Source organism: Pseudomonas sp. B21-032 (assembly GCF_024748965.1).
Classification (GTDB): domain Bacteria; phylum Pseudomonadota; class Gammaproteobacteria; order Pseudomonadales; family Pseudomonadaceae; genus Aquipseudomonas.
The window spans coordinates 2,802,980-2,827,347 of sequence record NZ_CP087180.1 but is presented as its reverse complement, the minus strand read 5'-3'; the positions used below and the strand labels follow the sequence as shown (position 1 = coordinate 2,827,347).

Here is a 24,368-nt window from a genome sequence, read left to right as displayed (position 1 = left end):
AGGCTTCATGAAAAACCCAAGCACCCTGCAGGCTGACGGCCAGGCCATAGGCCTGCCCCTCGCGCGCGATATCGACTGGCCGCTGTTCGTGATCAGCGGCGGCTTTCTCGGCGCGTTCCTGATCGCCGCGCTGGTCGACATCGACGCGGTCTCGAGCCTGGTCAACAGTCTGTTCGCCTGGTCGACCAAGGCCTTTGGCCTGTATTGGCAAGTGCTGATGCTGGCGACCTTCGTGGTCAGCCTGGGCATCGGTTTCAGCAAGTGCGGGCGCGTGCGCCTGGGCGGCGTCAGCCAGCGCCCGGACATCAGCACCTTCAACTGGATCGCGGTGATCATGTGCGCCCTGCTCGCCGGCGGTGGCGCCTTCTGGGCCGCGGCCGAGCCGTTGATGCATTTCGCCAGCCCGCCGCCGTTCTTCACCGGCATCGCCCCGCACAGCGAAGCGGCGGCCACTGCGGCGCTGGCGCAGGCATTCGTGCATTGGGGCTTTCTCGCCTGGGCGGTGCTCGGCAGCCTGCTGGCCATCGTGCTGATGCACCTGCACTACGACAAGGGCCTGCCGCTGGCGCCACGCACCCTGCTCTACCCGCTGTTTGGCCAGCGCGCCCTGAAAGGCCCGATCGGCACCTTCGCCGACGCCGCCTCGATCATCGCCGTGGTCGCCGGCACCATCGGCCCGATCGGTTTTCTCGGCCTGCAGATCAGCAGCGCCCTGCATGCGGCGTGGGGCGTGCCCAACGGCATCGTCACCCAGTCGATCACCATCGTGCTGGTCACCCTGATGTACACCACCTCGTGCCTGGTGGGCCTCAAGGGCATCCGCTTCGTCAGCGAGATCAACGTCTGGCTGATGCTCGGCCTTGCGCTGTTCATGGTGGTGTTCGGGCCGACGCTGTTCATCCTCGGCGGCTTCCCTGCAGCCTTCGCCCTGCACGTGGAGCACTTCATCCCGCTGACCATGTTCCGCGCCGATCCCAAGTGGCTGGACTGGTGGACGGTGTTCTACTGGGGCTGGTTCATCGGCTATGCGCCCATGGTGGCGCTGTACGTCGCGCGGATTTCGCGGGGCCGGACCATCCGCGAGATCATCATGACCCTGTCGATCATCGCCCCGCTGGTGACCATGTTCTGGTTCACCGTGGTCGGTGGCACCGGTATCGGCCTTGAGCTGCAAACCCCGGGGATCGTCACCGCCCACGGCAGCCAGCCCGAAGACCTGCTGCTGGGCGTGACCCAGAACCTGCCGCTGGGTGGCCTGATCAGCGCGCTGTTTCTGTTTTTGAGCTTTATCTCGGTGGCCACCAATGGCGACGCCATGGCCTTCACCGTGGCCCTGGCGATGTCCAGCAACGACAAGCCGAAGAAATGGCTGTGCGGCTTCTGGGCGATCGGCATGGGCCTGGCCGCAGTGGTGCTGATTACCATCGGCGCCGGCGGCGTCACCGCCCTGCAGTCGTTTATCGTCATCACCGCGGTGCCGGTGTCGCTGGTGATCCTGCCAGCGCTGTGGGATGCCGTGCGCATCGCCCGGCACATGGCCCGCGAACAAGGCCTTTGACCATGATGCAGCCAGGAACAGTAACAATGTCCAGCTCCGCCCCTGCAGCACCCGCGTTGCGCCCCGCCAGCCAGGTCATGGACCTGGCCCGGCTGGGCAGCCACTTCCAGAGCCCGTTGAGTTTCGTGCGCAGCAGCATGCGGCGGATGATGAACCAGCAATGGCGCATCCAGCGCAGCCGCTTCGAGCTCGACGCTGAAGGCTTCGGCACCGCGATCTACCGCATCGACACGCCGAGTGCGCACTACCATTGCGTGATCTTCTCGGCCTACCTGCCTGCGGAAAAACGCAGCGACCGGGTGATCGCCGATCAATGGGATGTGTGTTTCGTGCTGGTCGCCGGCGATGTCGATGACACGCAACTGGCCGACCTGCAGCGCAACGTGCCGCTGCAGGAAGCCGGGCGCTTCGATGCGCGGGTACTGGTGCTGTCCCGGGCCAACCGCAGCCTGCGCAATTTCGAGCGTTTCGTCAGCGCCCTGGCCGAGGGCACCCAGCCCGACCCACGGCAATTGGCCGACGTCGGCTACCTGTACCGCACCACTGCGGTGTACGGCAACGGCAAGTTCGGCATCGCCGACTTCGGCTGCCTGCAGCACAACCCCGACTTCAACCAGCCGTTCAGCGCGCAGATGTTCACCGTGTACCTGCTGCGCCATTTCAGCATCGAGCAGATCGAGCACATGGCCCGTGCCCGCGCCCCGCAACGCGCGGTAAAACTCGACGTGGCGCTGCAACGCTACCTGGGCGTCGGCAACTCGACCGGGCTGGGCATGGCGCCGTTTCTGCTCAACCACCCGCAACTGGTCAACCAGTGGCTGTGGGCCCGGGAAACCGCCCTGGCCCGGGTGCTGGCGCAAGCGGCCGAGCCTGCCCGCCTGCAACGCTTGCAGGCGCTGCTGCAACGGGCGCAGCTGCACCTGGAGCAAACCCTGACCGAAGACCTGCGCCAGCACCAGCAAGACCAGCAAACCCTGGCCGAACTGGCGCCCCTGGGCGCCTGGCTCGAGCGCCAGCCAGCCAGCGCCGACCTCTGGCCACGCCTGCTGGCCTGGAGCGAAGCCCACGCCGGCATCGGTTGCCAGGAACTGCTGGTGAGCCTGTTGCTGGAACTGTACCCCGACCAGGTGACGCCGCTGGCCGAGCAGATGGGCGTCAACGAAGGCTGGCGCCTGCAGGCGCAGATGCCCCTGACCGAGCTGCGCGAGCTGATCGAAAGCCACTACGCCTGGGCCCTGGCCTACGACTTCAGTGCCAGCGATGCCGAGCACTTCTTCTGGTACCGCTCGGCGGAAAAAGAAGAGCCGCGCCTGGGCATGCGCGCCGAAGAACCGGGCGCCGACAAAGAAATGCAACTGGGCATCGCCCGTAACATCCAGCGCTGCTACCACGCCCTGCTGGCGCACCTGCGCGCCCATCCCGGGGAGTTGACCGCGCACTTTCTGATCGCCCAGCCGGCCTTCAAGGGCACGGTGCGCCGCCTCCAGGGCATGGCCCTGTGCGCCTATGGCGAGATCCGCGCCAACTTGCTGGCCCGCGACATGCTGCCGATCCACCTGCTGCGCTGCAAGCTGGCGTTTTTTGGCGCCGGCAAATTCGACCCCAAATCCAGCCGCTGGGTACGCATCACCCTGTTCCAGGGCGCGCCGCTGGTGAGTGAAATTGGCCAGCCGTTCGTCGACGACTGGAACTTTGCCGTGATGCCGGGCGGAGGCCAATGACCATGCGCGTATCGCTCAATGAAATCCAGGTGATGTGCCGCAAGGCCTTCGAAGGCATGGGCTTTGCCCCCGGCGACTGCGAAGACGCCGCCGACATGGTCGGCTGGTTGCAATTGCAAGGGCTGGACGGCCTCGGCGCCCTGGCCAAGGCCCTAGATTATCTGCAGCGCGAAGCCCACCAGCCCTTTGCCCTGAACGTTGAAGACAGCGCCTTGCTGGTGATCGACGCCAAGGGCCAGAGCGTACTGCGCTGCGCCGCTACCGCCGTGGAGCTGGCCGTGGCCAAGGCCCAGGCCAGCGGCCAGGCAGTGCTGCGGATCCAGCACTGCCACAACCGCCTGCTGTTGCTTGGCTACCTGTGCCGCGCCGCCGAGCTGGGGCTCGGGGTGCAGGCGCGCTGGAGCGATGCCCGCCAGGTACACATCGCAAGCTTTGTTGCCGGCAGCAATCGCCCGCAGTTGCAGTTGCAAGCGCAGCCCGGCGCCGTGGCGCTGGAACAGAGCATCACCGTCACCTTCAGCTGCCCCGCGGCCCCGGCCGGGCCCCAGATTGGCGAGCAGGCCACCCTTGGCCAGGGCTTTAGCGTCAGCCCGCAGACCTGGCAGCGGCTCAAGCAACTGGCCGAACAGGTGCTGGTGCAAAGCAGCGAAGCCTCACGCCGCCACGGTGCCGGTGGCGGCAGCGATGCCGATTGATTGTTTGCCCTTCGACTTAAAAGGACCACCCTCGATGAAATACGCCATCAACACCGAGCTGTTCGCCGCCAAGGCCCCGCTGGAATGGGCAGTGGTCGGCAACGGCACGCTGTACACCGCGCAAATCCCCATCGATGCCCAGGGCCAGGTGGTGGCCGGCGGCATCGAGGCCCAGGCGCGGCAAACCCTCGATAACCTCAAACACACCCTGCAGGCCGCGGGCAGTTCGCTCGACGCCGTGGTCCAGGTGCTGATTTACGTCACCGAGCGCAGCTACCTGGCGACGGTCAATGCGGTGTACGCCGAGTACTTCCAAGCGCCCTACCCCAACCGCGCGGCGCTGGTGGTGGCGGGCCTGGCGCGGGAGGAAATGCTGGTCGAGCTGGTGGTCTATGCGTGCCTTGCCGATAGCGCCGGCTGACGCCAGGTGCAATTTGCGGCTGAGCGTCGCAGGCAGGCGTTCAAATGGTGAGGATATGCTCATAAAAATATTTAATCGCAATAATTCACCAATATTTTCAATTTTAAGGCGATCAACAAAGGCTTCTTCACCACTCACTGGCAAAATTAGCAATTATTTCTAGATGTAACAGCGCTAGAATTGGATCCCATCTGCGATTGGCATCGGTTGCTTGCGGGCAACCGGCGCTGCGCAAAACCGTAGGCACAGGAGAACGCCGCCATGATGTTGAAGGATCCTTCTACCAAGTACCGTCACTTCACCACCGTCGACCTGCCGGACCGCCAGTGGCCGAACCGGGTCCAGCAGGTCGCCCCGACCTGGTGCAGTGTGGACATGCGCGACGGTAACCAGGCGCTGATCGAACCGATGAACGCCGAGCGCAAGCGGCGCTTCTTCGACCTGCTGGTCAAGGTCGGCTTCAAGCAGATCGAGGTGGGTTTCCCGGCGGCGTCGCAAACCGACTTCGATTACGTGCGCGAGCTGGTCGAGAGCGGCGCGATCCCTGACGACGTTACCATCCAGGTGATGACCCAGGCCCGCAGCCACCTGATCGAGCGTACCTTCGAAGCCCTCAAGGGCGTGCCCCGGGCGATTGTCCACGTCTACAACGCCACCGCACCGGTGTTTCGCGAGGTGGTGTTCGGGGTCGACCGCGCCGGCTGCATCGAGATCGCCACCCAGGCCACCCGCGAGATCAAGGCCCACATGCAGGCCAACCCGCACACCCAGTGGACCTACCAGTACTCGCCCGAGACCTTCTGCTTTACCGAGCTGGATTTCGCCCTGGAGATCTGCGAGGCGGTGACCGAGGTGTTCCAGCCCTCGCCAAGCAACAAGATGATCCTCAACCTGCCGACCACCGTCGAGGTCTCGACCGCCAACGTCTTCGCCGACCAGATCGAGTGGTTCTGCCGCCACTTGAGCTGCCGCGACAGCGTGGTCATCAGCGTGCACCCGCACAACGACCGCGGTACCGGCGTGTCGACCGCCGAGCAGGCCTGCCTGGCGGGCGCCGAGCGGGTCGAGGGCACCTTGTTCGGCAACGGTGAGCGCACCGGCAACGTCGATATCCTGACCCTGGCAATGAACCTCTACACCAGCGGTATCAGCCCGCAGCTGGACTTCTCGGACATCATCCACGTGCAGCGCGAAGTCGAGTTCTGCAACCAGTTGCCGACCCACCCGCGCCACCCGTATGCCGGCGAACTGGTGTTCACGGCGTTTTCCGGCTCGCACCAGGACGCCATCAAGAAAGGCTTCGCCCACCGGCGCAACCACCCCGAGGGCTACTGGCAGATCCCTTACCTGCCGATCGATCCGGCCGACATGGGCCGCAGCTACGAGGCAGTGATCCGGGTCAACAGCCAGTCCGGCAAAGGCGGCGTCGCCTACCTGCTCGAGCAACACGGCATTGTCCTGCCGCGGCGCCTGCAGATGGAGTTCAGTGGCCTGGTGCAACAAGTGGCCGACGAGGCCGGCCAGGAGATCACCAGCGACATGATCCTGTCGTGCTTCACCGACAACTACCTTGAGCAAGGCAAGCCCTACACCCTGCAGCAACCTCGGCTTGCCAGCGAAGACAGCTGCACCTACCTCGATGCCCAGCTGGACATCGCCGGCGCGCGCCTGGCGCTCACCGGCGAAGGCAACGGGCCGTTGGCGGCGCTGGTCAATGCCTTCGCCCAGCAGGGCCTGAACTTCGATATCGCCGACTATCACGAGCACGCCATTCGTGACGGTGCCCAGGCCGAAGCCATCGCCTATGTCGAAATCCGCGTCAACAGCCAGCTGCTGTTCGGCGTCGGCAAAGACAACAGCATCCTCCAGGCATCGCTCAAGGCCGTGGTCGGTGCCGTGTCGCGGGCCACCCGCCAGGGCTTGCTCAAACCCCTGCACGCCGCCAGCGTTTCTGCCTGAGGAGAAAGGCATGGAACCATTAGCGATGGACTATGAACATGGCGAGGTCGTGGGCAGCCACTGCCATGCCGAGGACCAGTTGATCTACGCTACCAGCGGGGTCATGCGCGTGTGCAGCGACGAAGGCAACTGGGTGATCCCCTGCGGGCACGCCCTCTGGGTGCCGGCAGGGGTCAGCCACGAGGTGCGCATGAGCGGCGAAGTGAGCATGCGCACCTTGTTGCTCAGCGCCCACGTCGACCGCTGTCAGGTGATCGTGGTCTCGGGGCTGCTGCGCGAGCTGATCCTGGCCTCATCACGCATGCAGGAGCAGCGCGACGAGTCGTTGGGCGAGCATGTGCGCGCGCTGATTCACCGCGAGCTGGAGGCGGCTGAACGCATCGAGGCGCATGTGCCGGTGCCGCAGCATCCACGCCTGCGGGCCTGGTGCGAGCGCTTTCTCGAAGACCCTGCGCAAGACCTCACCCTGGAGCAATGCGGCGCGCAGTTGAACATGAGTGCGCGCACCGTGGCGCGATTGTTCCAGCGCGAGGTGGGGATGTCCTACGGTGAATGGCGCACCCGCACGCGCATGATTCTCAGCCAGCAGCGCCTGGCCGGTGGCATGCCGATCCTGCATGTGGCGCTCGAACACGGCTACCAGAGTGCCAGCGCCTTTGCCGCGATGTTCAAGCGCATCCTCGGCTACACCCCACGCGACTGGCAGGTCAGCGCCCTGGAAGGCAGCGCCACGCGCAGCCACTGAGACCCGCAGCGAGGATGGCGGCCACGCCCTCCTCGTTGCCGGGCCAGGTTGTCCCGGTCACGGCCATGGTTGTCCCGCTCGCGGCAGAAGCGCTGCCCTCCCCTCGTTAATCTGGCATCACGACCCTAGATGTGACTTTCGTGATGCGTGCACTTCGATCCCCGCCGTTCCCCGCCCGGCTTCTCGCCGCCACCAGCCTCCTGACTGTGCTCTGCGCTTGCAGCGGCCAATCCGTAACGACCCCGGCGCCATTGGCACTGCAAGCCGATCCACTGGCCAGCCTGCCCGCCGGCGTCAGCCAGCAGGCCTTGCCCGAGCGCTGGTGGGAGCTGTACCAGGACCCGCAGCTCAACACCTGGGTCCAGCAAGCCCTGGCGCATAACCAGGACCTGGCCCAGGCCGAGGCCAACGTGCAGGCCATGCTCGCCGGTATCGGCGAGTACGACGCCAGACGCTGGCCCTCGACCAGCGTCGAGTTCGGTGCCAGCTACGGCAAAAGTGCCGACGACCAGACCCTGGCCCAGGCCACCGACAGCCATGCGCCGTCGCAATGGGAATTCAACCCGGGCATCGAGCTGGCCTATCAGGTCGATATCTGGGGCCAGGTGCGGGCTGCCATCGAGCGCGCCCGGGCCCAGGCCGACGCCTCCCGCGAGGCTATGGAGCTGGTGCGTTTGCAGGTGGTGACCCAGACCAGCCGCGCTTACATCGACCAGTGCGTTTACGGCGCGCGCCTGCAGGAAACCGAACAATCCCTGCAGACCCTGGAGCGCAGCGTGCAGCTCAGTGACCGCCAGCGCCAGGCCGGGATCGCCACCGAACTCGATGCGGTGCGCCTGCGCGGGCTGCGCGAGCAGGTCCGCGCGCAACTGCCGATGCTTGAAGCGCGGCGGCAAATGGCGCTGTTCGAACTCAGCGTGCTCAGTGGCCAGCCGCCTGCGGCAATCAGCGCCGGTGCCGCCAGCTGCCGAAGCATCCCGACCCTGAAAGCAGCGTTGCCTGGCGGCGATGGCTGGCAACTGCTGGCCCGCCGCCCGGATGTGCGCAAGGCCGAGCGCGACCTGCGCGCCGCCGACCTTGAAGTCGACATCGTCAAGGCCGACCTGTACCCGAAGGTCAGCTTCGGCGCCTCGCTGACGTCCTCGGACCATCACCTGTCCAACCTCGGTGACAGCCAGGCGGTGATGTTCGCCGTCGGCCCGCTGATCAGCTGGGAGTTCCCCAACATCAAGGCCAACCGCGCCCGGGTCAGCAAGGCCCGGGCCCTGCAGCAAGCGCAGATCGCCCATTACCGCGGCGTGGCCCTGGGCGCGCTCAAGGATGTGCGCCAGGCCCTGGCCGGCTACGACGGCGAACGCCAGCGGGCACAAGCCCTGGATGCGGCCCTGGCGCACAGCCAGCGCGGCTTTGCCCTGGCCCAGGACAACTACCGCGCCGGCACCGTCGATGCCCTCGAGGTACTCGACAGCGAGCGCGACCTGATCAGCGTCCGCGCTCGCCACGTCGAGGCCCAGGGACGCCTGGCGCGGGCACAAATCAATCTGTTCCGGGCCCTGGGCGGCAGCTGGCAAACGCCACCGGCCGCAGCCGCGACCCTGGTGCAGAGCGCACCTACCGACACTGGAATCCAACCATGAATATTGCCGTTGAAAAACCACCGCTGGCTGCCGATGAGCAGCAGCGCAAAGCCCCTTTGCCCACCCTCACCCGGCGGCGCCTGGCGCTGTACGCCACAGGCGGCCTGAGCGTGGTGGCGGTGCTGGTGTTCGGCGGCTACTGGTTTAGCACCGGGCGCTTTCTGGAGACCACCGATGACGCCTACGTGCGCGCCGACTGGGTGGCCTTGAGCCCGCGCGTGGCCGGCTATGTCGCCCAGGTTGAAGTCGATGACGACCAGGCGGTAAAAGCTGGCGACGTGCTGGTACGCCTGCAAAACCGCGACTACCAGGCCCGCCGCGACCAGGCCGAAGCCGGGGTGGCCGAGGCCCAGGCGGCGCTGACCGCCGCCCAGGCCAGCCAGCAGGTGGCAGTGGAGCGCATCAACCAGCAGCAGCAAGCCATCCTCCAGGCCGAATCGGCCGTGCACAGCGCCGAGGCCGAGCGACGCCGCAGCGAACTGGACATGCAGCGCTACCAGGGCCTGGTGCGCGACAACGCCGCCACCGTGCAGCGCCTGGAATCGGCCAACGCCAATGCCATCCAGGCCCGCGCCGCCTTGCAGAGCGCCCAGGCCCGCCAGCGCGAGCAGCAGTCGCAACTGGCAATGGCCAAGGCCCAGGCACTGCTGGCCGAGGCGCAGATCAAACAACGTTCGGCAGCCCTGGCCAGCGCCAAGGCCCGCCACGCCCTGGCCGACCAGGACACCCAGGACACGGTGATCCGCGCCCCTATCGATGGCGTGGTCGGCCAGCGCCGGGTGCGCGCCGGGCAATACGTGGTGCCCGGCCAGCCGCTGCTGGCGGTGGTGCCGCTGCACCAGACCTACGTGGTCGCCAACTACAAAGAAACCCAGCTGGCCCACATGCGCCCGGGGCAGCCGGTGGAAATCAGCATCGACAGTTTCTCAAGCCAGCACCTGCGCGGCCGGGTGGCCAGCTTCTCGCCGGCTTCGGGCAACGTCTTTGCCCTGCTGCCCTCGGACAACGCCACCGGCAACTTCACCAAGATCGTCCAGCGTTTTCCCGTGCGCATCCTGCTCGACCCGGCCGAGGGAGGCGTGCAGGTGCTGCCGGGGATGTCGGTGGTGACCACCGTCGACACCCGTGGGGAGCCTGCCGATGAGCAGTGAACAGCCGGTCTCGTTGCGGGCCTGGGTGGCCGTGATCGGCGGCTTGTTCGGCTGTTTCATGGCCGGCATGAACGTCCACGTCACCAGCGCTGCGCTGCCGGAAATCCGCGGTTCGCTGGGCGCCAGTTTCGAGGAAGGCTCGTGGATCTCCACCGCCTACCTGGTGGCGGAGATCGTCATGATTCCGCTCACGGCCTGGCTGGTCGAAGTGTTCTCCATGCGCCGGGTGATGTGGACCGGCTCGTTCATCTTCCTGCTGGCCTCGATCGCCTGCTCCTGGGCACCCAACCTTGAGGCGATGATCATCATCCGGGTGATCCAGGGCGCCGCCGGCGCGGTGCTGATCCCGCTGTCGTTCCAGCTGATCATCACCGAACTGCCGGCCAGCAAGATGGCCATGGGCATGGCCCTGTTCAGCCTCGCCAACAGTGTCGCCCAGGCCGCGGGGCCGTCGATTGGCGGCTGGTTGACCGATGCCTATTCCTGGCGCTGGATTTTCTACCTGCAGCTGTTCCCCGGGGTGGCGCTATTGATTGCCATCGCCTGGTCGATCGAGGCCAAGCCGATGAAGCTTGAGTTACTGCGCCGCGGCGACTGGCTGGGGATCTTCGCCATGGTCGTGGGCCTGGGCGGCCTGCAGATCGTGCTCGAGGAAGGTGGGCGCCTGGACTGGTTCGGCTCGGGCTACATCCTCGGCATGTCGGTGGCCGCCGGCATCGCCCTGGTGGTGTTTGTGGTCACCCAGCTGTACGGCAGCCGCGCCTTCATCAACCTGCGCCTGCTCGGGCGCTACAACTTTGGCGTGGCCAGCGTGGCCATGTTCATCTTTGGCGGCGCCACCTTCGGCCTGGTGTTCCTGGTGCCCAACTACCTCTCGCAGTTGCAGGGTTTCAGCGCCCGCGATGTCGGCGTCAGCCTGATCGCCTATGGCCTGGTGCAATTGCTGCTGGCGCCGCTGATGCCGCGGTTGATGGCCTGGACCAGCGCCAAGTTCATGGTTGCCAGCGGCTTTCTGATCATGGCCCTGGGTTGCTGGCTGGGCGCCAGCCTCAACGTCGACAGCGCCGACAACGTCATCATCCCCTCCACCGTGGTTCGCGGCATCGGCCAGCCGTTCATCATGGTGGCGCTGTCGGTGCTGGCGGTGGCGGGCCTGGACAAGCGCGAAGCGGGCTCGGCATCGGCGGTGTTTTCCATGCTGCGCAACCTCGGTGGCGCCATCGGCACCGCCGGGCTGACGCAGATCGTCGCCACCCGCGAGCGCTACCACAGCGAGCGTATTCACGAACATGTCACGGTGTTTTCGCCAGGTTTGCAGGAGCGCCTCAACCAGGCGGTGCACACCTGGCTGCCGCAACAGCAGCAGATACTGGAGGGTCTGGCTGCAACCATACGCCGCGAGGCGTACCTGATGGCCTACAGCGATGCGTTTTATGTCGCCTGCCTGGCCCTGATTGGCTGCGCAGTAGCAGCGCTGGTGCTGCGCACCCAGCGGGCGGCCTGAAGTTTACATGTAATTAATAGTTATAACGGTATTAGCGAACAGGGAGTTCAGTGGTATGGCATGCGCTAAATCTAATTAAATAGCGATAAAAAACGCTATTAACAGCCTCTTGCCGCTTGGCAACTTCAGTAATGAAGTTGCCTTTTTCGCGTGCCTGCAAGTTATTAATCCGCCCCTAAATTTTATGCTTGCGAAGTCTTGATTTGTAACTTCTTATGTCTTAGCTTTCCGTTGCCTGGCGCCATAACGGTTCCGGCCACTGCATGACGCAAACGCGCCAACAGGCCAGTTTCTGGCCACCTGTGCGGCTGCCCTAAAAACGATAACGCTGTTTTATATCCCGACAAAAAACCTGATAACCGAGGAAAACATGCACAATCAAAAAGCCGTTCTTGAACACAACAAAACCGAACTTGGCAACCACCCGATCTTCGCTGAAATCGGTTCTTTGCAGGTATTGCGCACGTTCATGGAGACCCATGTTTTTGCGGTCTGGGACTTCATGTCGCTGACCAAGCGCCTGCAGCAGGAACTGACCTGCACCCGCCTGCCGTGGCTACCACCGCTGGACCCCGCCGCCGCCCACCTGATCAACGAAATCGTCCTCGGTGAAGAGTCCGACCAGAACCTGCAAGGCGGCCACTACAGCCACTTCGAACTGTACCTGCACGCCATGCGCGAGATCGGCGCGAGCACCGACCGTATCGAGCATTTTGTCCGTCTGCTGCGCGGCGGCGTCGAGCTTGACGAAGCCCTGCAGCACTGCCATGCCTCGCCGGCAGCGGTGCGGTTTGTCAGCAACACCCTCGACACCGCCATCAACGCCAAGCCTCATGAAGTTGCCGCAGCCTTTCTGCACGGGCGTGAAAGCGTGATCCCACGGATGTTCCAGACCATTCTCGATGACTGGGACATCGGTACCGACCAGGCTCCGACTTTCCGCTACTACCTGCAGCGCCATATCGACGTCGACTCCGACGACCATGGCCCGGCCGCCGAAAAACTGCTCGATCGCCTGGTCCAGGGCGACCCGCAGCGCCAGCAGGAAGTCTACGCCGCCGCCATTGCCGCAGTCGAAAGCCGCCGCGTGCTGTGGGACGAACTGCGCGCCGAAATGGCCGTGCAGATCGCCGAGTGTGTCGCATGAAGTTCGAAGTCATCGAGCACGACCAGGCGACCTGGCAAGCGGTCAGCAGCGAGCGCGGCATCACCCTCACGGTGTTCAAGGACACCCTCGATGCCAACACCCGTACCGGTATCCGCACACGCCTGGTGCGCTTTAACCCCGGCGGCGGCACGCGTGAAATCTATACCCATGATTACCACGAAGAAGTGTATCTGATCGAAGGTGATCAAACCGAACAGGCCGCGCCGGGGCGTGCACAAAAGACCTACGGGCAAGGCAGTTACTTCTTTCGCGCGGCGCACACGGAACATGGTCCGTTTCATTCGGAGCAGGGCTGCCTGTTATTTGAAGTTCATTACTATTGAACGGTGGGCAAGGTTAAATGAACGCACATGAGTATCAGTCTTTCGCCGACTCCTGGGAGCGGCGAGCGACCATTCGCACGCGTCCGCGGCGCACTGTGGAAGATGACGGCAAGTTGATTTACCCGACCAGCCGTCAACCCCTGGTGACCAGCGCCGTCTTTATGGAACAGTGCCCGCACTTGACAGACTTTGCCCTGGTGCAAAGTCTCTACAAGTTCATTAATGACGTGGTGATCTTCGAAACCGAGATTGTCGACAAAACCGCACGCAGCATTGCCAAGGACAGCTTTGCGATCCGCTTTCCGTTTGCCTGCCGCTACGACGCCATGACCGTGGTGGTGGATGAGGACTACCACGCCCTGGTGGCCATGGACTACCTGCAGCAGACCATCGAGCTGACCGGTATCGAGCCCATCGCCCTGCCGCGGGAAATCGAGCTCAGCCGCTCGATCCCCAAAGCCATGGAGATGGCCCCCGAACACCTGAAAGCGGCGGTCGAGCTGATATGCGTGGCGGTTGCCGAGAACACCCTGACCAATGATGTCGCCGCCTTCGCCCGCGACGACACGGTCAAGGAATCGGTCAAGGGCCTGATGGCTGACCACCTGGCCGACGAAGGGCGGCATTCGAGCTTCTGGGCGCGGCTGACGCGCATCTACTGGAGTGCGGCGCCGGCTGAAGACCGGCAGATCCTCGCTTCGATCATGCCGGTGTTCCTCAGCCACTACCTGACCAACGACATCCAGAAAGCCTTCGACCTGGCGCTGATTGCCCACCTGGACACCAGTGAGCAGGTCAAGGCAGCGCTGCGCCTGGAAGTTGAAGCCATGGACTTCCCGATCACCCCGGGGCATCCCCTGGTGGGCAACATCATGCGGTTTTTCCGCGCCAGCGCAATGCTCGAAGATCCGGCCGTGCAGTCTTCCCTGGCCGCCTACCTGATCTGACATCAAAGGAATCAATGCCGATGAGACGTCTTGAAATTCTGCTGTGCGGGAGCAGCCGCGGGCTGGCCTGCCTGGCGGACGAGTTGCGGCGAATGGGCCATGGTGCCCATTTGCTCGACACGCCGGCCAGTTACGATCACTGGCAACTCCACGCCTCGGACCTGGTCATCGACGACGCGACCCTGGCGCCGTGGCCGGAAACGGGCAACACCTGGCAAGTCTCGTTGCAGGTCAGCGGCAGCGACCTCAGCGACCCGCTGCAAGACCTGCAACTGCACCTGCTGGGCCGCCAGGGCAGCCAGCCCTGGCAATGCCTGGAACGCCAGGATGTACCTGCAGAGGCCTCGGGCAACGGCGCCGACCTGGTGAACAGGGCCGTGCAGGAACTGGTCGAGGCGGCAGCGGCGCATGTCAGCGGCTACTCGCGCCATGACGACTACTTCAGCCAGTACCGCTTCCAGGCCCTGGGCCAGGTGCCCAGCGCCGGGCTGGGCGTGCTCGACACCCTGGCCTTCGCCCACCGCTGTAACCGCACGGCAGCACCGGCCATTAGCGAGGCGGCCAGCGTGCCGTTCATCCAGCGCCTGGCCGCCAGCCTGCGCCAGCACCATGACGCCCCGGCCTTGCTGGTCGAAGGCCGCAGCGTCAGCTATGGCGAGCTGCATGCCCTGAGCGTGGCGATCCAGGAGCGCCTGGTGCCGCTGCTGGGTGAAGACCGGCAGCAGCCGGTGGTGGCCATCGCCCTGGGCAAGGGCGTGGCCCTCTACGCCTCGATCCTTGCTGTGCTCGGCTGCGGCGCCCTGTACCTGCCGCTGGACCCCAGCCATCCTGCCGAACGCCGGGCGCTGATCGTCGAACATGCCCGGGCGCGGATCGTCATCCACGACGATAACCTGGCCATCCCCGCCGGCTGCATCGGCCTGGATGTCAGCCACCTGAGCGCCGTGCACCAAGGCGCCGATGGCCACCAGGGCATTGCCCTGGCCCAGCATCAGTCGCTGCTGCGCGGCACCTGGGAAGGTGCGCGGCCGTGCGTGGCGATCTACACCTCGGGCACCACCGGAACGCCGAAAGGCGTGCAGTTGACCGTTGCCAACCTCAGCCACTTCTGTGCCTGGTACGCCGAGCATGTCGAGGTCGGGCCCAAGACCCGCGCCTTGCAGTTCTCGACCATCAACTTCGATGCTTCGCTGCTGGACATCTTCCCGACCCTGCTCGAAGGCGGTTGCCTGGTGGTGCCCAACGAGGACCAGCGCCGCGACCCGCTGGCCCTGGCGCAACTGGTGGTCCAGGCCGAAGTCAGCCATGCCTTTTTGCCACCGGCGCTGTTGAGCATCCTGCCGCTGCACAGCCTGCGCGGCATGACTCACCTGATCACCGGCGGCGATGTGTGCGAGCCGCACGTGATCGACGCCCTGGCCGAGCACTGCCACCTGCACAACATCTACGGCCCCACCGAAACCACGGTGCTGGCCACCAGCCGGGTGATGCGCGCCGGCGACTCGAACCGCCTGCTCGGCCTGCCGATCGCCAATACCCGCCTGTACCTGCTCGACGAGCAAGGCCTGCCGGTGTCCGAAGGCCAGAGCGGCGAGATCTACATCGCCGGGCCCGGCGTCGGTGCCGGCTACCTGCACAACCCCGCCGCCAGCGCCGAGCGCTACCTGAACGGCAGCGGCGGCCTGCACGGCGAGCGCCTGTACCGCACCGGCGACCTGGCGCGCTGGGGCCGCGCCGGCGTGGAAATCATCGGCCGCCTGGACAATCAGGTGAAGATCCGCGGCTTTCGGGTCGAGCCCGAAGAGATCGAGCACGTGCTGCGCAGCAGCAACCTGTTCGGCCAGCAGGCCGTGGTAATCGATGAGCAGCGGCGCATCCTGGCGTTCTTCGCCGAACCGCGCAACGGTGATGCGCACAGCGCCACCGAAGCCTTGAAGGCCCATGCCCAGCAGCACCTGCCGGACTACATGCGCCCTGCCCGCTGGCGCCTGCTCGAGACCCTGCCCGCGACCACCAATGGCAAAATCGATCGCAAGGCCCTGCGCCTGATGCCCGACGACAGCCGTCAGCGCCAGGTGCGCGCCCAGCCGCTGAGCGCAGCCACGCAAAGCCTGCTGGCGATCTGGGCCAAGCTGCTGGAAATCGACGCCGACGACATCGGCCTGGACGAGAGCTTCTTCAACCTCGGCGGCCATTCGATCCTGCTCTCGCGCATGCTCATGGACATTCGCGAGACCTTCGCCAAGGGCGTGTCGATCAACCGCTTCATCGAGCAGCCAACCCTGACCAACTTGGCGCGCCTGCTCGAGCAGGACGACGCCGGCGATGCGGTGGTCAGCGCCCGGGCCCTGGCCGACGCCAACCTCAGTGTCGACCTTGAGGTGCTGCCGCTCAGCCGCCAGGGTGACGTGCACAAGGTCATCGTCACCGGCGCCAATGGCTTTCTTGGTGTGCACCTGGTCGAGGCTCTGCTCGAACTGGGCTCCAGCGAAGTCGCCTGCCTGGTTCGCGCATCCCCCGGGCAATCGGCGCAGCAGCGTTTTGCCCAGGCCCTGGTCGACAACCGCCTCGAACACCTGGACATGAGCCGTGTGCGGGTGCTGGCCGCCGACATCAGCCAGCCGCTGCTGGGCCTGAGCGCCGAAGAGTACGAACACCTGGACCGCGACTACGGCGCGCTGATCTACAACGCGGCCAACGTCAACCACGTGCTCGACTACGAGTCGCTGATCAAGGACAACGTGGCGCCGCTGCTTGAATGCCTGAAACTGTGCGAGGGGCGCAGCAAGAAGATCTTCAACTTCATCTCCACCCTGTCGGCCTCCAGCAGCATCGATGCCCAGGGCCGGGTGCTGGAAACCCCGCCCGCGGCGACGCCGCCGATCTACATCCGCAATGGCTACAACCTGTCCAAGTGGGTCGGCGAGCGGATTCTCTGGAACGCCTGCGAGCGTGGCGTGCGAGTCAATATCTATCGCCCCGGGAACATTGCCTTCAATACCCGCACCGGCGTCTGCCAACCGCACCAGAACCGCCTGATGCTGATGCTCAAGGGCTCGCTGCAACTGAAGGAAGTGCCGCAACTGTCGCTGAACTTCGACCTGATGCCGGTGGATTTCCTCGCGCGCTTCATCGGTTTTCATGCCAGCCGCCACACCATCAACCGCGCGGTGTTCAACCTGCACAACCCGACGCCGCTGAGCTGGGACAACTACGTCGAGGCGTTCCGCCACATGGGCCACGACTTCCAGCTGGTGCCGGTCAGCCGCTGGCAGCAGCGGCTGTCGACCATCGGCAGCGACAACGCCCTGTTCGGTGTAGTCGGTTTCTACCTCAACGGTTTTGAGGAAGACATCGGCGACATCTCGATGATCGAGCACGGCAATGCCCGCCACGGCATCGACAACATGGGCGAGGAGTACCCCGCCAAAAGCCCGACCCTGCTGCGCCGGGGTTGTGAATTCCTCAAAGAAATCGACTTCATCTAACCCGTCAAAGGAGCTCGACATGTCACATCTGGAACCCGATACCCTGATCAAAAACCCTGTTGGCGAGCCCGTGGTTGCCACGGTGGCCGTCAATGCCGACGCTCGCAGCGTGTGGAACATCGTCGGCAACTTCGCCGGTTTTCCGGTGTTTATCCCGGCGCTGTCGCACATTGAAATGACCGGCAGCGGCGTGCGCTCGGTGCGCAAGAAGCTGTTCAAGGATGGCAACGTGGTGATGGAGCAACTCAATAGCCATGATGACCAGCAGATGGTCATGACCTGGTCGTTGATCTACACCTCGCTGAACATCGGCAACCTCTGGGCGCGCATGGAGGTCAAGGCCCAGGGCGCCAATCAGTCACTGGCCACCTGGACCATCATTGGCGAGCCGCAGACCGGCGGCGCGCAAGACCTGCCGGCGTTCCAGGCGTTCCTCCAGGGCTTTGCCGATGGCGCCATGAACAACGTCAAGCAGATGTTCGCTTAAGCCGCAGCGCAAGCCCGCGCCCACCGCCCGGTAGGCGCGGGCTTTGCCTCGCGGTTCACTACACAACGCACAAGCGCAGCCGGGCAAATGCCCGCCGATGTCCTACCCTCATAAGCTGGGAGATCAATAACCGAACCGGGCATAACCATGCGCAGTGCTTTGCAGATCATCGGCTTCATTGCCCTCACCCTGTTGCTGTCCAGCCCTCCCGGGCAGGCCGCACAACCCCCTGCGCCAGCACCCGCCAGTGCTGCCGCGCCTGTGGTCAAGGTCACCCAGCAAGACCTGCAAGCCCTGCAACTGCGCCTGGACAGCCTCAAGCAGCAGATTTCCCAGGCCAACAACTACAACCAGCTCGAAGGCCCGCAAGACCGCTTGCAGGCGCTGATCGTCGATATCGACCGGCTGAGCGCGGCGCTGTTGCCCGAACAGGCGCAGTTGCGCGCGCAACTGGAAGTGCTTGGCCCGGCGCCGGTCGAAGCCCTGGTGCCGGGCACCTCGGACATCGCCGCGCAACGCACGGCGCTTACCGAGCAAAAAAACAGCCTCGACACCACCCTCAAAGCCCTGGCGGCGCTCAAGGAAAACGCCAGCAACCTGCTGACGCAGATTTCCGCTATTCGCCGCACCATGCTCGAAAGCGAGCTGACCCTGAGCACCCACAGCTTGCTCAACCCGGCATTCTGGTCGCCGGTGCTCACCCCTTCGGCAGACGACCGCCAGCGCTTGCAGGCGTTCTTCGACGAGGTCAACGATACCGCCAACGCGGTCTGGCAGCCCGGCCAGCGCTTCGCCACCCTGCTGTTGGTGCTGCTTGCCATACTGGCCTGGACCCTCGGCCGCCGGCTGCTGGAGCGCTGGCTGGCCTGGTTATGCATGAACCGCGTGCCTGAAGGCCGCCTGCGCCGCAGCTCGCTGGCTCTGGCCTCGGTAATGGCCACCCTGCTGGCCACCGGGGTAGCCCTGGAGCTGCTGTTTTACGCCTGCACCCACCACCTGCCGTTGCCGTCGATGCTGGCGACGTTTTCTGAAGAGTTCGAAAAGCTTGCCTATACCTGCGTGCTGATCACCGGCTTGAGCCGCGCACTGCTGTCGACCTCGCATCCGTCCTGGCGGCTGCCGGACATCGCCGACCCGGTGGCGCTGGCCTTGCAGCCCTTCGCCCGCTGGCTGGCCAGTACCTTGCTGGTATTGGTGGCCCTGGTGCAGATCTCCAACGCCGCCGGCATGAGCAGCCAGCTGGTGATCGCCGGGCGGGGAATCGCCGCGCTGGTGATCAGCGCCCTGATCATCGCCCTGCTGGTGCGCACCAGCCGCGCGCGCCGGGTCATGGCCGCCGCCGGCGATGCACCGGAAGCCGCCTCGACCATGGCCGGGCTGATCTACAGCATCGCCAGCATGGCCATGGTCATCTCCGTGATTGCCCTGCTGACCGGCTACGTGTCGCTGGCGCGCTTTGTGACCTACGAGGTGGTCTGGGTGTTCATCCTGCTGGCCGGCTTCTATGTGCTCATCCAGGTGTTCAAGGACAGCTGCGAATATGTCTTCTCACCGCGTCAGGCCAGCGGCAAGGCGCTCAAGGAACTGCTGGGCATCGGCGACCGGCGCCTGGACCAGATCGAGACCCTGGTCTCCGGCTTCGGCCGTGCCGCGCTGTTGCTGCTGGCGGTAATCACCCTGTTCGTTGGCGGCATCGGCACCACCCTGGGGCAGTTGATCAGCAACATCGTCGCGTTCCTGGGCGGCGCCGGCTTGCGCCAGTTCAACATCATCCCCGGGCACCTGTTCAATGCCGTGCTGGCCCTGGTGCTGGGCATCTACCTGATCCGCACGCTGCGCCGCTGGCTGGACAACGAGTTCCTGCCCAAGACCGACATGGACCCGGGCATGTGCGCCTCGCTCAGCACTCTGTTCGCCAACATCGGCTATGCCCTGGTGATCCTCCTGACCCTGTCGTCGCTAGGGGTGAAGTGGACCAACCTGGCCTGGATCGTCAGTGCGCTGTCGGTGGGTATCGGCTTCGGCCTGCAGGAAATCGTCAAGAACTTCGTCTCCGGGCTGATCCTGCTCACCGAGCGCCCGGTCAAGGTCGGCGACCTGATCAGCATCAGCGGGGTCGAGGGTGATATCCGCCGCATCAATGTGCGCGCCACCGAGATCCAGCTCAGCGACCGCTCGATCGTCATCGTGCCCAACTCGCAACTGATCTCGCAGAACCTGCGCAACGTCACCCTCGGTGGCAGCGCCCAGGGCGTGGCTAGCCTGGAGCTGGTGTTCCCGCTGGATATCGACCCCGAGCAGGTGCAGACCTTGCTTTACGATACCTACTGCGAGCACGAAACCATCCTCGACAAACCGGCGCCGTTCGTGCGCTTCAGCAAGCTCACGGCCGACGGCATCACCCTGACCGTGACCGGTTACGTCAGCAGCCCGCGGATTGTCGGCACCACCAAGAGCGACCTGCTGTTCGAGATCCTCAAGCGCCTGGGCGCGGCGGGTATCGAACTGGCCAAGCCGGCCGCGCCGGCAAGCTGAACATTGCCGGCCATGATCCCTGCTAGCGCGCAAGCTGCAGCCTTGACTGCGAACGGTAGCCCAGCGGGCTGGTGCCCAGTTGCCGCTGAAAACTGCGGCGCATGCGTTCTTCGTTACCGAAGCCGGTGGTTTCGGCGATGCGCTTGATCGGTTCCTGGCTGGTTTCGAGCAAGCGGCAGGCGGCTTCAAGCCTCAGGGTTTCGACGGTTTGCGCCGGGGTGCCGCCCGTAGCCGCGGCATAGGCGCGGGCAAAGTGCCGGGGGCTCATGCCGAGTTTTTCGGCCAGGCGTTCAACCCGCAGGTCGCCATTAAGGTTTGCCGCGATCCAGGCATGCAGGCGCACCAGGCGCTGGTCGCGGTCGCGGTGCAGGGCTTGGCTCTGCGCCTTGAGTGGCGCGCTGAGCTGGGCCTGCTCGGCCGAGCGTTGCAAAAACACTGTGAAGTAACGCGCCAGGGCCAATGCCGCCTGGGCACCCAGGTCCTGTTCGAGCAGGGCCAGGCCCAGGTCGATGCCGGCCGCGGCGCCGCCGCAGGTCCATAAGCGCTCATCATGCAGGTACAACGCCTGGTGTTCCACGCGCAGCGCCGGGTAGCTGTGTTGCAGAGCCTGGGCAAACTGCCAGTGGGTGACCACCCGGCGTCCGTCCAGCAGCCCGGTGGCGGCCAGGGCGAAGGCGCCGGTGCCGATCGAACACAGGCGCCGCGCCGTCGGCGCCCGGCGTTGCAGCCAGGCGATTGCCTGCTGGTCACGCTCAAGCTCGGCAACCCCCGGCCCACCGATGACGATCAGGGTGTCGATTGCAAGCGCGCTGTCGACCTCGGCCAACGAACGGGTCATCACGCCAATCCCGGAGATCGTCTCGATCTCACCGCCCTGGGCCGACGCCAGTATCACCCGGTAAGGCGGGTTATCGGCGAGTTCGCCGCCGAGCACCCGCGACGCCGCGGCAAATACTTCAAGGGGCCCGGCGGCGTTGAGCAGCAGCGCGCCGGGAAATGCCAGTACCAGCACCGTCCGGGCACTGTGCATGGCAGAAAAGGTGGGGTGTTTGGCATGGTGGCTGGCAGGTTGCGTCGACATACTCAAGGCACACGTGATTCGAGAGCCCAGACGATGCCGAGAAAGTCCTTCACTGCCAAGCACCTTGTGTTGCTGACCAGCCTGCTGGCCACCTTGCAGGTCTGGGCCGCGCCCGCGCCGGAACTTGAAGTCGGCGACCAGAGCGGCCTGACCCAGGCGCTGCTGGTGGCCGCCGGCCAAGACCAGGGGCTTGCCTACCGCCTCGACTGGCACCCGTTCGGCGCCGGCACCGCGCTGATGGAAGCGCTCAATGCCGCTGCCATCGACGTGGGTGTAGTCGGTAACGCGCCACCGGTGTTTGCCCAGGCCGGCGGCTTTGCGGTGCGCGTGGTCGCCGCGGCCGAAGGTGCACAGAACAACAACGCGCTGCTGGTGCAGGCGGACTCGCCGATTCGCCAGGCGGCCGACCTCAAGGGCAAGCGCATCGCCGTGGCCAAAGGCAGCAGCGGCCACTACCTGCTGCTGGCCACCCTCGCCCGCGCCGGGCTGCAGCTCAGTGACGTCAACGTGGTCTATGCAAGCCCGGTGGATGCGCAGAACGCCTTTGCCAGCGGCAAGCTCGATGCCTGGGCCGTGTGGTACCCCTTTGTCGGCCAGGCCACCGCGCGCGGTGCGCAAAAACTGCTGGACGGCAGCCAGTGGCCGGAAACCGGGCTGAACTTTACCGTGGCAAGCCTCGCCGCCCTCGACGATCCGTACAAAGCCGAGGCGCTGGGTGATTTCGTCCAGCGCCTGGCCCGCGCCCAGGCCTGGGCCACGGCCAACCCCGAAGCCTGGGCGCAACAATTGGCCAGGGTTACCCGCCTGCCCCTGGGGCTGGTGCGCGACATGCTTGCCCAGCAGCACTTGCACTACGTGGCCCTGGACGCCCGGGTCATCGGCCTGCAGCAGCGCCTGGCCGACAGCTTTGCCCAGGCACGGTTGGTTCCGCGGCCGATCAAGGTCGCCGAGGCCTTCGACGACCGCTACAACCCCCTGCTGCCCTAACCCCCCTGCCCTTGTCGCCATGCCGCAAACGCCGGCAGGGCGGCGTTCATCTGGAGAAATGTGATGCCCACCCTCGATAACACCACCTTGCGCCGCCAGGCCACCGGCCTGCTGGCCGTCGACGCCGAACGTTCGGCCGGCGGCTACACCTTGTTTGCCCCGCAAACCGCTGGCGGCAAGGTGTTCTTGATCGACCTGCACGGCGAAGAAGTGCACCGCTGGCAACTGCCCCAGCGCCCCGGCCGCGACGCGGTGATCCTCGCCAACGGCAACCTTGGCTACAACGGCAATCACCCGGATTCGCCCGAGCTGTTCCCCGGCTGGTCGGTGTGGCACGGCGGCGCCTTCAGCGAGGTAACGCCCGAGGGCGAAGTGCTCTGGCAGCACACCGACCTCGGCCATCATCACGACGCCCAGTGGCTGGCCAACGGCAACCTGCTGTACACCACCGCCGAGCCGTTGCCGCTGGACATCGCCCGCCGCGTGCAAGGCGGTATCCCCGGCAGCGAAGCGCCCGGCGGGGTGATCTACGGTGATGTGGTCAAGGAAGTCGATCGCGCCGGCAACCTGCTCTGGCAATGGCGCAGCTGGGAACACCTGGCCCCGGAAGACTACCCGCTGCACGCCTGTTTCGAGCGTTATCACTGGCCGATGACCAACAGCGTGACGCCGGGGCGCGACGGCAAGGTCATCCTCAGCCTGCGCAGCGTGTCGTCGGTGATTGCCGTCGACAAGGCCAGCGACCGCGTGCTCTGGCGCCTGGGCCATGACCTGGTGGCGCAGCAGCATTGCCCCAGCGAGCTGGCGGACGGCCGTATCCTGGTGTTCGACAACGGCATCTCGCGCCCGCAGGTGTCGATGCCGCATTCGCGGGTGATCGAGATCGACCCCTTGCGCCAGCGCATCGAATGGCAATATGCCGATACCCCGGGCTACGCCTTCTTCACCCCGTTCATGGGCGGCGCCCAGCGTTTGCACAACGGCAACACGCTGATCACCGAGGCCAACTTCGGCCGCCTGTTCGAGGTCACCCGCGCCGGCGAGGTGGTCTGGGAATACATCAACCCGCACTTTGCCGCCTACCCGGACGCCGCCTCACAGGCTTACCTGCCGGGTGAAAACAATGCGATCTTCCGTGCGCACCGTTACCAGGCGCAGGATATCGCCTGGCTGCAACGCGACTAGCGTTTTAGATCCGCCAGCCGCCGGCGCCGATCACCGGGTCCTGGCAAGGTAACGGCACCTGGGCGATGCGCGCCTGGCACGCCTCATGGGTCTTGGCGCTGGGGCGCTGGATATCGTAGCCCTGCTGGCCCAGCGGGTAAGCGCCGACCACCAGAAAGTCCTCGCTGCTGTCGATGCAGCAGTGCCCGGTACCGGCCGGCAGCACCAGCACATCGCCGCGCTTGAGCCCCAGGAGCTGGCCCTGCGCACCGCCGAGCATCACCTGGGCGTGCCCGCAGGCAACGCCCAGGGCTTCGTGGGCGTTGGAGTGATAATGCTGGTAGGCAAAGATGCCCGCGCGCCACAAGGGTGGCCATTGATGGGCGCGGAACAAGGCTTCGAAGCCCGCCGCGGCGTCGCTCTGCGGCGCGAGCCGAAGATGATAGAGCAGCACCGGCAAGCGGCTGTTGGGGGTCGCGCCGTCATCCTCGAAATACAACAGCCGGCGATTGCCGAGCATGGTTTGCGGGTCGATCTCACTGAGGTGCGGGTTCATCACGGTTGTCCATCTGACCTGCGCTGCTGGCACCCTTAGCGCTGATTGTCGCGCTCGTGCTCGCGGGCGATGCGCTCTTCGCGCCGTCGGCGCCGGGCCAACGCCGCGCCCCAGGCCAGTACCCCGACCGAGGCGATCAGCATCGCCGCCAACAGCAAGTAGCCCCAGTGAACTTCCATCATGCTGCGACACCTGGGGCCCGAATCAAGCCCTCACTGATCGATACACCTGGGTCCGCGCG

20 protein-coding genes are annotated in these 24,368 nt (G+C 65.3%); 17 read left to right on the top strand and 3 right to left on the bottom strand.

What is annotated here, in order from left to right:
* Nucleotides 1-7 precede the first annotated feature (7 nt).
* From LOY54_RS12825 to LOY54_RS12755, 15 genes are all read left to right on the top strand, one after another.
* Nucleotides 8-1,558 (top strand): BCCT family transporter, encoded by a 1,551-nt coding sequence (locus LOY54_RS12825; protein ID WP_258610602.1) that lies wholly within the window; start codon nucleotides 8-10, stop codon nucleotides 1,556-1,558.
* Nucleotides 1,559-1,584: 26 nt separating this feature from the next.
* Nucleotides 1,585-3,279 (top strand): hypothetical protein, encoded by a 1,695-nt coding sequence (locus LOY54_RS12820; RefSeq protein WP_258610601.1) that lies wholly within the window; start codon nucleotides 1,585-1,587, stop codon nucleotides 3,277-3,279.
* Between the two features lie 2 nt (nucleotides 3,280-3,281).
* Nucleotides 3,282-3,974 carry a DUF3726 domain-containing protein gene (locus tag LOY54_RS12815; protein WP_309475668.1) on the top strand — a complete coding sequence of 231 codons (693 nt, stop codon included), beginning with the start codon at nucleotides 3,282-3,284 and terminating at the stop codon, nucleotides 3,972-3,974.
* A gap of 34 nt (nucleotides 3,975-4,008) precedes the next feature.
* Nucleotides 4,009-4,395 (top strand): RidA family protein, encoded by a 387-nt coding sequence (locus tag LOY54_RS12810; protein WP_258610599.1) that lies wholly within the window; start codon nucleotides 4,009-4,011, stop codon nucleotides 4,393-4,395.
* A 261-nt stretch (nucleotides 4,396-4,656) separates the two neighbouring features.
* Complete coding sequence (leuA, locus tag LOY54_RS12805) at nucleotides 4,657-6,354, top strand: 2-isopropylmalate synthase (protein WP_258610598.1); 1,698 nt, start codon at nucleotides 4,657-4,659, stop codon at nucleotides 6,352-6,354.
* A gap of 10 nt (nucleotides 6,355-6,364) precedes the next feature.
* The gene (locus LOY54_RS12800) at nucleotides 6,365-7,099 is read left to right on the top strand and encodes a helix-turn-helix transcriptional regulator (RefSeq protein WP_045198892.1); all 735 of its coding nucleotides are present in this window, start codon (nucleotides 6,365-6,367) and stop codon (nucleotides 7,097-7,099) included.
* Nucleotides 7,100-7,242: 143 nt separating this feature from the next.
* Entirely contained in the window at nucleotides 7,243-8,736 is a 1,494-nt protein-coding gene (locus tag LOY54_RS12795; RefSeq protein ID WP_258610597.1) for an efflux transporter outer membrane subunit, read from the top strand.
* Entirely contained in the window at nucleotides 8,733-9,887 is a 1,155-nt protein-coding gene (locus tag LOY54_RS12790) for an HlyD family secretion protein (protein ID WP_258610596.1), read from the top strand. Before LOY54_RS12795 ends, LOY54_RS12790 begins: the two co-directional genes overlap by 4 nt.
* Nucleotides 9,877-11,391: a DHA2 family efflux MFS transporter permease subunit gene (locus LOY54_RS12785; protein ID WP_045198886.1), complete on the top strand. Its 1,515-nt coding sequence runs from the start codon at nucleotides 9,877-9,879 to the stop codon at nucleotides 11,389-11,391. The genes LOY54_RS12790 and LOY54_RS12785 overlap by 11 nt, the downstream gene beginning before the upstream one ends.
* A 370-nt stretch (nucleotides 11,392-11,761) precedes the next feature.
* Nucleotides 11,762-12,538, top strand: coding sequence for a DUF3050 domain-containing protein (locus tag LOY54_RS12780; RefSeq protein WP_045198884.1), 777 nt, complete (start codon nucleotides 11,762-11,764; stop codon nucleotides 12,536-12,538).
* A complete protein-coding gene (locus LOY54_RS12775) occupies nucleotides 12,535-12,882 on the top strand; it encodes a DUF4437 domain-containing protein (RefSeq protein WP_045198882.1) in 348 nt (115 codons plus the stop codon). Before LOY54_RS12780 ends, LOY54_RS12775 begins: the two co-directional genes overlap by 4 nt.
* Nucleotides 12,883-12,899: 17 nt before the next feature.
* The gene (locus LOY54_RS12770) at nucleotides 12,900-13,829 is read left to right on the top strand and encodes a diiron oxygenase (protein ID WP_045198880.1); all 930 of its coding nucleotides are present in this window, start codon (nucleotides 12,900-12,902) and stop codon (nucleotides 13,827-13,829) included.
* A 20-nt stretch (nucleotides 13,830-13,849) separates the two neighbouring features.
* Nucleotides 13,850-17,317 carry an amino acid adenylation domain-containing protein gene (locus tag LOY54_RS12765; protein WP_258610595.1) on the top strand — a complete coding sequence of 1,156 codons (3,468 nt, stop codon included), beginning with the start codon at nucleotides 13,850-13,852 and terminating at the stop codon, nucleotides 17,315-17,317.
* 19 nt (nucleotides 17,318-17,336) lie between these two features.
* A complete protein-coding gene (locus LOY54_RS12760; protein ID WP_093383132.1) occupies nucleotides 17,337-17,804 on the top strand; it encodes an SRPBCC family protein in 468 nt (155 codons plus the stop codon).
* Between the two features lie 147 nt (nucleotides 17,805-17,951).
* Entirely contained in the window at nucleotides 17,952-20,339 is a 2,388-nt protein-coding gene (locus LOY54_RS12755) for a DUF3772 domain-containing protein (protein WP_258610594.1), read from the top strand.
* Between the two features lie 22 nt (nucleotides 20,340-20,361).
* Here the strand turns inward: LOY54_RS12755 and LOY54_RS12750 are convergent, their stop codons facing one another.
* On the bottom strand, nucleotides 20,362-21,420 hold the full coding sequence (locus tag LOY54_RS12750; RefSeq protein ID WP_258610593.1) for a GlxA family transcriptional regulator: 1,059 nt from the start codon (nucleotides 21,418-21,420) through the stop codon (nucleotides 20,362-20,364).
* A 33-nt stretch (nucleotides 21,421-21,453) separates the two neighbouring features.
* Between LOY54_RS12750 and LOY54_RS12745 the strand changes: the two genes are divergently transcribed.
* Both LOY54_RS12745 and LOY54_RS12740 read left to right on the top strand, forming a co-directional pair.
* Nucleotides 21,454-22,407: an ABC transporter substrate-binding protein gene (locus tag LOY54_RS12745; RefSeq protein WP_258610592.1), complete on the top strand. Its 954-nt coding sequence runs from the start codon at nucleotides 21,454-21,456 to the stop codon at nucleotides 22,405-22,407.
* 63 nt (nucleotides 22,408-22,470) lie between these two features.
* Nucleotides 22,471-23,592 (top strand): aryl-sulfate sulfotransferase, encoded by a 1,122-nt coding sequence (locus tag LOY54_RS12740; protein ID WP_258610591.1) that lies wholly within the window; start codon nucleotides 22,471-22,473, stop codon nucleotides 23,590-23,592.
* Nucleotides 23,593-23,596: 4 nt separating this feature from the next.
* On the opposite strand, the gene LOY54_RS12735 is transcribed toward LOY54_RS12740, so the two are convergent.
* Nucleotides 23,597-24,127, bottom strand: a complete 531-nt coding sequence (locus LOY54_RS12735) for a cupin domain-containing protein (RefSeq protein WP_258610590.1) — start codon at nucleotides 24,125-24,127, stop codon at nucleotides 23,597-23,599.
* A 35-nt stretch (nucleotides 24,128-24,162) separates the two neighbouring features.
* A complete protein-coding gene (locus LOY54_RS12730; RefSeq protein WP_156160215.1) occupies nucleotides 24,163-24,309 on the bottom strand; it encodes a hypothetical protein in 147 nt (48 codons plus the stop codon).
* Nucleotides 24,310-24,368 lie beyond the last annotated feature (59 nt).

Bases quoted from the DNA above. Each gene is read 5' to 3' on its own strand.
- LOY54_RS12825 (WP_258610602.1), top strand. From the start codon at position 8: ATGAAAAACCCAAGCACCCTGCAGGCTGACGGCCAGGCCATAGGCCTG.
- LOY54_RS12820 (WP_258610601.1), top strand. From the start codon at position 1,585: ATGTCCAGCTCCGCCCCTGCAGCACCCGCGTTGCGCCCCGCCAGCCAG.
- LOY54_RS12815 (WP_309475668.1), top strand. From the start codon at position 3,282: ATGCGCGTATCGCTCAATGAAATCCAGGTGATGTGCCGCAAGGCCTTC.
- LOY54_RS12810 (WP_258610599.1), top strand. From the start codon at position 4,009: ATGAAATACGCCATCAACACCGAGCTGTTCGCCGCCAAGGCCCCGCTG.
- leuA (WP_258610598.1), top strand. From the start codon at position 4,657: ATGATGTTGAAGGATCCTTCTACCAAGTACCGTCACTTCACCACCGTC.
- LOY54_RS12800 (WP_045198892.1), top strand. From the start codon at position 6,365: ATGGAACCATTAGCGATGGACTATGAACATGGCGAGGTCGTGGGCAGC.
- LOY54_RS12795 (WP_258610597.1), top strand. From the start codon at position 7,243: ATGCGTGCACTTCGATCCCCGCCGTTCCCCGCCCGGCTTCTCGCCGCC.
- LOY54_RS12790 (WP_258610596.1), top strand. From the start codon at position 8,733: ATGAATATTGCCGTTGAAAAACCACCGCTGGCTGCCGATGAGCAGCAG.
- LOY54_RS12785 (WP_045198886.1), top strand. From the start codon at position 9,877: ATGAGCAGTGAACAGCCGGTCTCGTTGCGGGCCTGGGTGGCCGTGATC.
- LOY54_RS12780 (WP_045198884.1), top strand. From the start codon at position 11,762: ATGCACAATCAAAAAGCCGTTCTTGAACACAACAAAACCGAACTTGGC.
- LOY54_RS12775 (WP_045198882.1), top strand. From the start codon at position 12,535: ATGAAGTTCGAAGTCATCGAGCACGACCAGGCGACCTGGCAAGCGGTC.
- LOY54_RS12770 (WP_045198880.1), top strand. From the start codon at position 12,900: ATGAACGCACATGAGTATCAGTCTTTCGCCGACTCCTGGGAGCGGCGA.
- LOY54_RS12765 (WP_258610595.1), top strand. From the start codon at position 13,850: ATGAGACGTCTTGAAATTCTGCTGTGCGGGAGCAGCCGCGGGCTGGCC.
- LOY54_RS12760 (WP_093383132.1), top strand. From the start codon at position 17,337: ATGTCACATCTGGAACCCGATACCCTGATCAAAAACCCTGTTGGCGAG.
- LOY54_RS12755 (WP_258610594.1), top strand. From the start codon at position 17,952: ATGCGCAGTGCTTTGCAGATCATCGGCTTCATTGCCCTCACCCTGTTG.
- LOY54_RS12750 (WP_258610593.1), bottom strand. From the start codon at position 21,420: ATGTCGACGCAACCTGCCAGCCACCATGCCAAACACCCCACCTTTTCT.
- LOY54_RS12745 (WP_258610592.1), top strand. From the start codon at position 21,454: ATGCCGAGAAAGTCCTTCACTGCCAAGCACCTTGTGTTGCTGACCAGC.
- LOY54_RS12740 (WP_258610591.1), top strand. From the start codon at position 22,471: ATGCCCACCCTCGATAACACCACCTTGCGCCGCCAGGCCACCGGCCTG.
- LOY54_RS12735 (WP_258610590.1), bottom strand. From the start codon at position 24,127: ATGAACCCGCACCTCAGTGAGATCGACCCGCAAACCATGCTCGGCAAT.
- LOY54_RS12730 (WP_156160215.1), bottom strand. From the start codon at position 24,309: ATGATGGAAGTTCACTGGGGCTACTTGCTGTTGGCGGCGATGCTGATC.